Genomic DNA, 8,924 nt, shown 5'->3' on the forward strand with positions numbered 1-8,924 from the left:
GCCGGCCGAGACGATCGGCCGCTAGCCGAAGGCGGCGATCGCGTCGTCGATCGTGTCGTACAGGGGCAGACGCTGGGCCAGACCGGTGATCCACATCACCTTTGTCTTGGCGTACTCCACTCCGATCAGGGCGAACTTGGCGCCCGCGGTGGTGCTGACCTGCCAGTGGTGGACGATGAGTCCCAGCGCGCGTGAGTCCATGAAGGTCACCCCGCTCAGATCCAGCGCCATGTCGAGACCGTGCTCGCCGGTCTCTGCCGCCAGGTAGTCGGCGAACTGATCCCTCGTCGTCGCGTCCAGCAGACCCGTCACCCGGATCACGTTGATCCCACTGACGAGCGCCGACGTGAGAGTCAGGGCTGCCGATCTCTCGCCGTTCTCCGACACCGTCACTCAGGGCCTCCTCGTGCCATTCGATTAGCAACCTTACTGTTACCTGGGGGCGAGTAATACTCCAGGATTCCGGGCAATAATGGAACCAGAGGTCCAGCAGAGGGCCTCGCCTCGAAAAATAGGTCGAGGCGATGCCGTCTGCCCGGATGTTGCTTCCGTGGTCGGCTCGCCCGACAGTAATACCAGGGAGCAGCAATGTCTGTTCAGGCACTCGCACTCACCGACATGACCGCCGAGGAACTCCTCGCCGAGATGTCCCTGCCTGAGATCTCCGAATACCGCGCCGAGCGTCTGCGTGAGCGCATCGTCGAGATGCACCGCCACCTCGCCATGGAGATCGCCCGCCGCTACCGCTACCGCGGCGAGCCGCTGGAGGACCTCCTGCAGGCCGCGTACGTGGGGCTGATGAAGGCCATCAACGGCTTCGACCCGACTCTCGGGCACCCCTTCCGCGGCTACGCCGTGGTCACCATGACCGGTGAGGTCAAGCGCCACTTCCGCGACCGCACCTGGGCCATCCGCGTCCCCCGCGTCTACCAGGAGCGCAGGGCCGAGCTGAACCGCCTGGTCTCCGACCTCAGCCAGGACCTCGGCCGAGCCCCCACGGTCGCCGAGCTGGCCAAGAAGATGCACATCTCCGAAGAGGACGTCCTGCTCACCCTCGACGCCTCGGCCGCCTACAGCGCGCTCTCGCTGGACGCCCCGCTCGGCGCCGACGACGACGCCGCCGCGCTGGGCGACGTCATCCCCGACGAGGACGACGCGCTGGGCACGCTCGTGGACCGCGAGGCGGTCAAGCCGCTGATCGACAAGCTCCCGGATCGGGAGAAGAACATCCTCCTGCTGCGTTTCTTCGGCAACATGACCCAGGCCGAGATAGCGGCGGAATTCGGGATCTCCCAGATGCACGTCTCCCGTATCCTGCGGAAGGTGCTTGACCAGCTCCGCGAGGAACTTGTCGCCGAATGCTGAATACACCGCTCGTTACAGGGCACCCAAGTCGGCGACAACGGACGTGGCGTAAGGTGCGTTTGAATGGATCCCGGATGCTGAGGACAACGGCGGACTGGGACAGGGGAGGCGGATCTCGGGTGAACGAGGACGGTGTTCGTCCCGCTCGCTTCACGGCGAGTGGCGGCCGTTCCCCGATGATCCCGGCCGGAGCCGCTGTCGCCGAACTCGCTTTCTGCCTTCCCGACCTTCCCGACGTACGCGACTTCGCCTCCGCCCAGGCCGTGCGGAGCGGTATGTCCCAGGAGGGCCTCGCGGACTTCCTGGTGGCGCTGAACGAGGTGGCCACCAACGCGGTCACCCACGGTCACACCACCGCCAAGGCCGTGCTGCGGATGTGGACGGTCGGCCGGACCCTCGTCGTGGAGATCCACGACGAGGGTCAGTGGGACCCGGGACCCAACCCGGGGGAGACGCCCCCCGGGCCGCACGCGACCAGCGGCATGGGCCTGTGGGTGGCCCGGATGGTCAGCTCCGACATCAAGTTCGAGACCGGGGCCTCGGGAACGTTCATCACCATGTCGTTCAAGGTCTGAATGTCGTTCGAGGTCTGAACCCGCCTCTCCGGGACGCGCCCGGACCCGTGCGGGGATCGTGGGCGGCGCTACGTGGCCACGTACGCCGCCCCCGGCCTTTTCCCCTCACTTCTTCACCTTCGCCGGCGCGAGGCGCGCACATCGCCATCGACGCCGGTTTTCTTATGCCCCGCGCGGGTCCCCGCCGGCACCGCCGGACGGCACCGCCGGGGCTTCGCGTGTCCTTCGCCCGCACCGCCCGGCTCCTGTCCTTCCGGGGTGCCCGCTCTTCCGGGAGTGTGGACGCCTTCGACCGGGCGGAGAAACAGGAGACGGGGACGAAGGGGAGGTGGGGGGCGGGCAGGAGGCGGGCGGACGAAGAAGGGGAGAAGAAGAGGAAGGGCCCCGTCCGTGTGGACGGGGCCCTTCCCGTTTCGACAGCCGTCCCCGAGGCGGGCTCTCCCCGGCGCGGGGCCGCCTTGCGGAAGGTCTAGCGCCTACGGCGCCAGCCACCCCCGCCACCGGTGGTGGTCCGCGGGCCGGCCGAGCCGATCCCGGCCTGGTGCAGTGCGAGCAGGAGAAGTCCGAGAAGCAGGAAACCGGTCCCGGTGAGCGGGCCGAGCCTGGTGTTGATCAGGTCAAGCAGGAATCCAAGGCCGAAGACGACGGCGGCGGCGATTGCGAGCATGGTTACCTCGTTCCAGCGGAGATGTTCAGGAGCTGTTCCAAAGTCGCCCGGTAGTCACGCAGAGCGGTCCGGAGGTCTTCGGTGTCGTTCTTCTCGGTGTTCTTCCAACGCCCCTGGAGCTCGGTGGCCCGGGTCTCCAGCGCGTTCCGCAGGGAACTCGTGACCTCGTCGAGCAGGGAGTCCGCCCGTTCCACCGCGTCGCGCGGGTCGTCCACGAAACCGGCCTGGACCTCCTGCCAGCGCCGCCGTACGTCGTCGGCGTCCTGATCGAACAGGGCTCCGGCAGTGGCGGGCTCGGTGGTGGCGGGCGTCTGCTCGGTCTTCGCGGGGGTGAAGCCCGTACCCTCGTCGAGCACGTCGTCCGGCCGGTCCGCGGTGTTCTCGGGGAAACCGGGGGTCCCGGGGGAGTCCGTGCCGGGCACCGTGGCGTCGTGCGCGGCGGTGCCGGCCACCGGTGTGCCCGGGGTCGCGGCGGAGGGCTGGGCGTGGGCGAACGGGCTGTCGTTCCTGCCGTCGTCGTCGAGATCGCCCGGCACGCCGCGCCGGTCGTCGAGCGGGGCGTCAGAACCGGTGGCGGCGCGCCGGTCGTCGCTCGATTCGACGACGAGGACGTCGTCGCGGTCACCGATCAGAGGGTCGCGCGTACCGGTGTCCGGGTCGGCGGGCGCCGTGCCCGTGCGGTCGGCGTCACCGTGGCGCGGCTCCTGGAGCTCGGGGGCCACGTCCTGGCCGTGCCGCGGCGCGTTCAGCTCGTCCTCGTCGAACTTGCGGACCACCCGGTCGTCGTCCTCGTCCGCCTTGTGGACCAGCTGGTCCTTATCGGGGTTGAATCGGTCGTCCATGTCGGTTCACCGTCCTTGGGTGTCGCGTCGGGGGGCTCGCCCGGCGTCGTCGGTGGTCTCGGGCTCGGTGGAGTCCGCCCGCGGGACGTCCCGATCGGCGGGGACCGTGGGGCCCGTCCGCCCGGAGTCCCCGTCGACGGCCTCGGCCCGCCGGGAGCCCCGGTCGCCGTCGGCCGGACTGCCGGGGGCCTCGAGCAGTTCCTCGAACAGGGCGCGGTAGTGAACCATGGCCTGCCGGAGTTCCTCGGTGGAGGCCTCCTTGTGGGCGGCCCGGGTGCTGATCTCGTGAGCCTGCCGGTAGTGGTCGAGAGTGCGGCCGTGCGCGACCGACAGGTCGGAGAGCCGCTGCTCGAAGTCCTCGGTCGGGTAGCCGCGCTCCGCCATCACGGAGGTGACCAGGTGGTCGGCCTCCGTCACCGCGAAGCCGGGAGCGTCCACGAAACGCTCCTGGACCTCCATCCACTTCTTCGAGTAGATCTCGCGCGTCCCGGCGTCCAGGGCGCGGATGTCGAGGGAACTGAAGCGCTGCTCGCGAGCGATGAGTTCCTGCTCGGCGTCGCGCCTGTTCTCGCGCTCCTGAACGGTACGTTCGTACTCGGGGCCGAAGCGGTCGCGAAGCCGGTGTCGGCGCTGCTGCTGCAGCACGAAATAGCCGACTGCGACGATCGCCACCACCGCGACCACGACGACGGCCACCCAGATCACGGTGGACATGTCTGCCTCCGGTTGTGTAGGCGCTTGTACCCGTGCGCTGCCCTAGGGTCAAGGCTCGAAACCGGTTGCCGACATCTGCGGCGTGCCACTACTCGGTCTGGATTTAACGTTTTACAGATATTTATCGGGTAGTGGCCATTTCTTTTGTCGGGCCTTCGGCACGGCCATCGCGCTCGAGCTCACTCCTTCGCGCGAGCCTCGACGTCGCCGGAGGTCTCGGCGGCGTCGATCGCCTTCCGGGCCTCGTTCACCAGCCTTTCGACCAGCCACTCCCCGGGAGAGGCGGGAACCTCCAGGAACCCCCTGCCGGGCTCGTACGAGATGTCCATGCCGGAGGCGACCAGCCGCCCGGCCCAGCGCAACGCCGTGTTCAGCTTCTCGGCGGGGATCGCCCGCCCCTGCGCCACGGACGAGAGGTTGCGCAGGTTCGTCGCGGGCCCGGACTGGTTGTGCGCGCGGTCCAGCTTCCACGGGATGGCCCGAGAGTGATCGAGCATCGGCTTCGAGAGCCCGGCCGCCCGCTTCGCCTGCAAGATCCCGGACTCGCTCACCCCGAACCGCGCGGCCAGCTCCGCGTTCGACAACCCCTGCCCGGCCAGCCGCCGCAGTTCCTCCTGGTCGATCAACGCCTTACGCCCCACGTGCCCTCGCCCTTCGCGCGATCGCCTGCCCTCGCGGGCGTCGCCGTGTGCGAAGCCCCCTCGATCTGCGCTAAGGTTATGACGTCCCGCCCGAGAGGGCGCAGGACAACCGGGACGTAGCGCAGCTTGGTAGCGCACTTGACTGGGGGTCTATCGCAACCCAGTCTAAGAATCACCTATCGAAGTGCCCCTGACCTGCAAAAACGTCCACAACTTCATACGACCAAGATCGCTCCTGATAGTCGCCACGATAGGCAGACACCCTCAGTCAGAAAGTACTGGGGTCCAGTGGAGTGGACTGGAATCCAGGCCGTGGCGGATGTAGCGCCAGCGGCCTACCTTGGTGTATGCACTCGCGCGCAGCGCGTTCTTGTGGTGAAATCACCCCACAACGAACGAAGCCCCGGACCGTGCTGGAACACGACCGGGGCCTCTCGGACACGAGTGAGCTGGAGACTCCCACATGTCCTCTGAGCAGCATACCTATGTCCTGCCACCTTGGCTCAAACCCGTAAATCTCACCGTCGGCGGCATCATCATGCTCCTCGCCGGCGTGATGAACGTCTTCACCCACGAGCACCTCGCCAGCCGCATCCCCGACTGGGCCGGGATGACCTTCCTGATCCCCATCGGCGTGTGGCTGTACGCCGCTCTGAGCGCACTCAACTGGGCTGTCATGCCCGTCGGATCCGCCGGACGCCAGCGAGCCGTGAAGAGCGTCAGGATCTCTGCTGGACTCATGGAGATCCTGAACGTCGGCGAACACACCTGGGCCTACCTCGATGATCACGGAAAGTTCGGCTGGGGACTCGTTCCACTGATCCTCCTAGGTTCCGTTCCAGCCTTCCTGGATATTTCCGCCGCACACCTCGTCGGATCGGTACTTTCCGGCCACCACGTTCCAACCGAGCCGAAGATTCCAGCCGAAGTTTCCACGGCTCTGGCTGAAGTTTCCAAGACTGCCGAAGTTTCCATGACCCCGCCGGAGCCGAAGATTCCGATCGTCGTACCGGCTCCGAACGTTCCACCGGACAACGAAGCGAAAGTTCCAGCCCCGAAGCCCAAGCCGGAAGCTTCCGATGATCTTCCCAAGGTCAAGCCGGCAGACGTCGTCGGCGCTCGGCGCCGCGCCCTTGAAGAAGATCGACAGTGGATCAGGGACCTGCTGAAGCAGGGCGTGCCGCCGGAGACCATGACCGGCAAGTGGCTCAATGAGCAGAACCCCGACCGACGTGACCCGCGATCCTGGCTGGACCACAAGAACTGGGTGCTGAAGCACCCTGAAACCGAGCACGCGGCCGATAGCGTGTCGGTTTCGGCCTAAGAGGGGAAGAGATGGACAAGAAGCTGCACGACGGCCTGAAGCGCGTCTTACGCGGGCGCGGAATCCTGCTTGAGGAGGTTGGTGAGGTCGACCCGCCGGGGACGTTCCACATCGATCTGGGGCCCGAAAACCACGCCGATGTGACTCTCACCGACACCATGGCCTCCTGGACCATCTGGCGGCAGACTGCCGGCGCTCCGGTACAGGTCGACATCGGCAACATCGCCATCGACCCCGCCGAATTTTCCGGCAAGCCATCCAAGCTCATAGATGTGATCATGGCCGCGCTGGGGGAGACTCTGAAGCGGCGCGAGCACATCGTTCGCATCAAGTAAGACCCACGCAAGGAGAGCTCATGTCCGACGAAGCAGAAGAAGTCGACCACTGGCCGGAGTACGCGAGCCTCATCGAGATCCTCGCCATGAACGGCTGGACGGTGGTGGTGGCCAAAGCCGAGCGCCCCGGCCACTTCTACGTGTCAGCCGGCCAGCCGGATGACCACAACTTCCTGCTTGAGGTGGGGACCAAAGGCGACAAGCTGCACGGGGCCCTGTCCAATCCAGCAGCTCATGGAGGTCCACCCTCGCGGGTCCTTCAGAGGCTCGATGATCTGATCAAGCTGTCCATCCAAACGGGAGACGAGCTGGAACGCATCTGGCGGGAGCTGAGAACAACTCCCAAGGCATGAAGAAGGGCCCCTGTACCGGCCGGTACAGGGGCCCTTCGCTTTGATCACAGACGACTAGTCGAACTCGCCGTCCTGCACGCCGCCGACGAAGGCGATCCACTCGCTTCGAGAGTAGGTCTGGACGCCGGCCTGACGGTTCTGGCTGTCACGCAGCGCCACACGACCGCCGGAGAGCTTGGCGACTTCCACGCAGGCTCCGTCGTTGGTGCTGTGAGTGCTCTTGCGCCATTCGGCGCCCGCGATCTCCTCAGCAGTCGCGGGCGTCTTGTCCAGATCACCCATCAGACGAGATCTCCGTCCTTGATACCACCGACGAACGCGGCGAAGGCGGCCGGACTGACGGCGAGCACCAGCCCGGTCGGGTCCTTGCTGTCGCGGACGGCGACGACGCCGGGCAGGTTCTGTGCCACCTCAACGCAGTTGCCGCCATTGGTGCTGCGACCGCTCTTGCGCCACTGGGCGCCGGACAGATCCACTTAGATAAGACCCTTCTTGATGTCGGACCGGAACGCGGCGAAGGCCGCCGGGCTGACAGTCAGCACCAGGCCCTGCTTGTTCTTGCTGTCGCGGATCCCGACGACGCCATCCGCCATCTGGACCTCAACGCAGTCTCCGCCGTTGGAGCCGCTGCGCTTGGACTTCTTCCAGCCGTCTTCCTTGAAGATCATGATGTCTTCCCCTCCGCTACTGCTTCGATCATTTGCCTCGATATGTGCGCCGGATTCGCCGACGCCCTGATCGAGTTGAATCGGTTGGTGATCTCCGACACGAGATCTACTTGTTCAGTGACCTGTGGCGGGCCGGCCGATTCGACATACACGGTATAGGAGCCGCCCGGATTTTGGGCGATCCGGAACGAACCCAGTAGACCGCTCGTCGATTGTGCCGCGTACGGAACCACTTGGATAGTCACGTTCGGCAGGTCGCTTACTTTGAGCAGATACTTGAGCTGCTCTCGCATCACGGCACTGCCGCCCAGTGGCCGGTGCAAGACACCTTCGTCGAGCACCACCCAGATCATAGGCGCATCTTTGCGAGTTAGCAGCTCCCTACGGGCTAGCCGTCCCGCTAGACGTTCATCCAACGACGACTTGGCGATACCCGGCTCACCCCTGAGGATTTGTCGGGCGTACCCCTCTACCTGGAGCAGGCCGGGAACGATCATCGGATCCCAGAGGCTTAGGGCAAGAGCGCCCTGCTCAACCATGATCCATGGGACAAACGGGGACGGAATACCCGACGTATTACTCAACAGCGGCCAGAGTCTGGACAACTGACCATTAGCCCCCAAGGCCGCATCGAGGCTCAGGAGCAGAGCATTCGCCGGGATGCGAGTACCTCGCTCTATGTGACCGATGTAACCCTGAGTCACACTGACCAGGGAGCCGAGCTGCGACTGACTCAGCCTGGCGGCCTCTCGGAATTTCCGCAGCTCACGGCCGAAAAATGTGGTCGTCTCGGATGCCGGATCCACCTCTTGCTGGGCGTCCATGCTGCTGCTCCTCGGCGTAGGTGCTCAGCAGAACTACTACATCAGTACTGTGGCCAATACAAGGAGTACTGAGATAATACAGAAACTGTCGTCGCTCAGTATTGGAGACCGACTACCGATCGGTGGGCACGTATGACAGCGTGGAGTCACCCACGCAAGAGAGTCCGTCTCACGAGAGGGATGGCCATGACCATCCAGATAGGCACAAACCAGACACATCAGACATCAGATCTGTGCGACGTTAAAGACCTGATAGGTCAAAATCCGGCATACCTGGAAAAGATCCGATACAGCGATAGAGAGTTGGAAGAAGGCTGGGTAATCAGCCGACAGAAAACCCTGTACAAGGCTGTGCGGCTTTCCCCGCCGACGCACGCCGAAAAGGATGCCGGCCTATATCCGACGATCCTGGCAACAACCTTGGCTGAGTTCCGTCTCCAGCTCCAGCTCCAGCTTGAGAAGCGCAGAGCATTCGAAGAACGCATGGCGATTATGGCCGGAGTGCCGTGGCAGGCACCGCCGCCATGTATCTGATCATTCCCGGCAGCAGCGTGTACAGGTGGCTCGAACCGCCACCAGTCCAGATTCTGGACGTTGCCGATAAAAGCGCCGAGAT

At 65.2% G+C, this 8,924-nt stretch carries 15 protein-coding genes; 6 read left to right on the forward strand and 9 right to left on the reverse strand.

All coding sequences use genetic code 11. The features are described 5' to 3' along the window. Positions 1–21: 21 nt before the first annotated feature. Positions 22–393 carry an STAS domain-containing protein gene (locus AB0G15_RS05225; protein ID WP_329093567.1) on the reverse strand — a complete coding sequence of 124 codons (372 nt, stop codon included), beginning with the start codon at positions 391–393 and terminating at the stop codon, positions 22–24. A gap of 195 nt (positions 394–588) precedes the next feature. On the opposite strand from AB0G15_RS05225, the gene AB0G15_RS05230 reads away from it, so the two are divergent. Both AB0G15_RS05230 and AB0G15_RS05235 read left to right on the forward strand, forming a co-directional pair. Beyond that, complete coding sequence (locus AB0G15_RS05230; RefSeq protein WP_362675953.1) at positions 589–1,365, forward strand: SigB/SigF/SigG family RNA polymerase sigma factor; 777 nt, start codon at positions 589–591, stop codon at positions 1,363–1,365. A 74-nt stretch (positions 1,366–1,439) separates the two neighbouring features. Continuing rightward, the gene (locus tag AB0G15_RS05235; protein ID WP_362675950.1) at positions 1,440–1,940 is read left to right on the forward strand and encodes an ATP-binding protein; all 501 of its coding nucleotides are present in this window, start codon (positions 1,440–1,442) and stop codon (positions 1,938–1,940) included. Between the two features lie 469 nt (positions 1,941–2,409). On the opposite strand, the gene AB0G15_RS05240 is transcribed toward AB0G15_RS05235, so the two are convergent. The 4 genes from AB0G15_RS05240 to AB0G15_RS05255 form a co-directional block, all read right to left on the reverse strand. Beyond that, on the reverse strand, positions 2,410–2,607 hold the full coding sequence (locus tag AB0G15_RS05240; RefSeq protein WP_350967358.1) for a hypothetical protein: 198 nt from the start codon (positions 2,605–2,607) through the stop codon (positions 2,410–2,412). A 2-nt stretch (positions 2,608–2,609) separates the two neighbouring features. Further along, complete coding sequence (locus AB0G15_RS05245; protein WP_362835522.1) at positions 2,610–3,449, reverse strand: hypothetical protein; 840 nt, start codon at positions 3,447–3,449, stop codon at positions 2,610–2,612. A 6-nt stretch (positions 3,450–3,455) separates the two neighbouring features. Then, complete coding sequence (locus AB0G15_RS05250; RefSeq protein WP_362835524.1) at positions 3,456–4,163, reverse strand: hypothetical protein; 708 nt, start codon at positions 4,161–4,163, stop codon at positions 3,456–3,458. Positions 4,164–4,342: 179 nt separating this feature from the next. Continuing rightward, a complete protein-coding gene (locus tag AB0G15_RS05255; protein WP_362835526.1) occupies positions 4,343–4,804 on the reverse strand; it encodes a hypothetical protein in 462 nt (153 codons plus the stop codon). A gap of 463 nt (positions 4,805–5,267) precedes the next feature. On the opposite strand from AB0G15_RS05255, the gene AB0G15_RS05260 reads away from it, so the two are divergent. Genes AB0G15_RS05260 through AB0G15_RS05270 form a run of 3 tightly spaced genes read left to right on the forward strand, consistent with a single transcriptional unit; the run spans position 5,268 to position 6,816 of the window. Then, positions 5,268–6,128 (forward strand): hypothetical protein, encoded by an 861-nt coding sequence (locus AB0G15_RS05260; protein WP_362835528.1) that lies wholly within the window; start codon positions 5,268–5,270, stop codon positions 6,126–6,128. Between the two features lie 11 nt (positions 6,129–6,139). Then, on the forward strand, positions 6,140–6,463 hold the full coding sequence (locus AB0G15_RS05265; protein ID WP_362835530.1) for a hypothetical protein: 324 nt from the start codon (positions 6,140–6,142) through the stop codon (positions 6,461–6,463). A gap of 20 nt (positions 6,464–6,483) precedes the next feature. Beyond that, positions 6,484–6,816 (forward strand): hypothetical protein, encoded by a 333-nt coding sequence (locus AB0G15_RS05270; RefSeq protein ID WP_362835532.1) that lies wholly within the window; start codon positions 6,484–6,486, stop codon positions 6,814–6,816. Positions 6,817–6,870: 54 nt separating this feature from the next. Here the strand turns inward: AB0G15_RS05270 and AB0G15_RS05275 are convergent, their stop codons facing one another. Genes AB0G15_RS05275 through AB0G15_RS05290 form a run of 4 tightly spaced genes read right to left on the reverse strand, consistent with a single transcriptional unit; the run spans position 6,871 to position 8,308 of the window. Next, complete coding sequence (locus tag AB0G15_RS05275; protein WP_362835534.1) at positions 6,871–7,098, reverse strand: DUF397 domain-containing protein; 228 nt, start codon at positions 7,096–7,098, stop codon at positions 6,871–6,873. Then, complete coding sequence (locus tag AB0G15_RS05280; protein WP_362835536.1) at positions 7,098–7,292, reverse strand: DUF397 domain-containing protein; 195 nt, start codon at positions 7,290–7,292, stop codon at positions 7,098–7,100. The genes AB0G15_RS05275 and AB0G15_RS05280 overlap by 1 nt, the downstream gene beginning before the upstream one ends. Continuing rightward, complete coding sequence (locus AB0G15_RS05285) at positions 7,293–7,484, reverse strand: DUF397 domain-containing protein (RefSeq protein WP_362835538.1); 192 nt, start codon at positions 7,482–7,484, stop codon at positions 7,293–7,295. Then, positions 7,481–8,308 (reverse strand): helix-turn-helix transcriptional regulator, encoded by an 828-nt coding sequence (locus tag AB0G15_RS05290; protein WP_362835540.1) that lies wholly within the window; start codon positions 8,306–8,308, stop codon positions 7,481–7,483. The genes AB0G15_RS05285 and AB0G15_RS05290 overlap by 4 nt, the downstream gene beginning before the upstream one ends. 186 nt (positions 8,309–8,494) lie before the next feature. On the opposite strand from AB0G15_RS05290, the gene AB0G15_RS05295 reads away from it, so the two are divergent. After that, positions 8,495–8,842: a hypothetical protein gene (locus tag AB0G15_RS05295; protein WP_362835542.1), complete on the forward strand. Its 348-nt coding sequence runs from the start codon at positions 8,495–8,497 to the stop codon at positions 8,840–8,842. Positions 8,843–8,924 lie beyond the last annotated feature (82 nt).

The organism is Streptosporangium sp. NPDC023825, assembly GCF_040639575.1.
Classification (GTDB): Bacteria; Actinomycetota; Actinomycetes; order Streptosporangiales; family Streptosporangiaceae; genus Streptosporangium.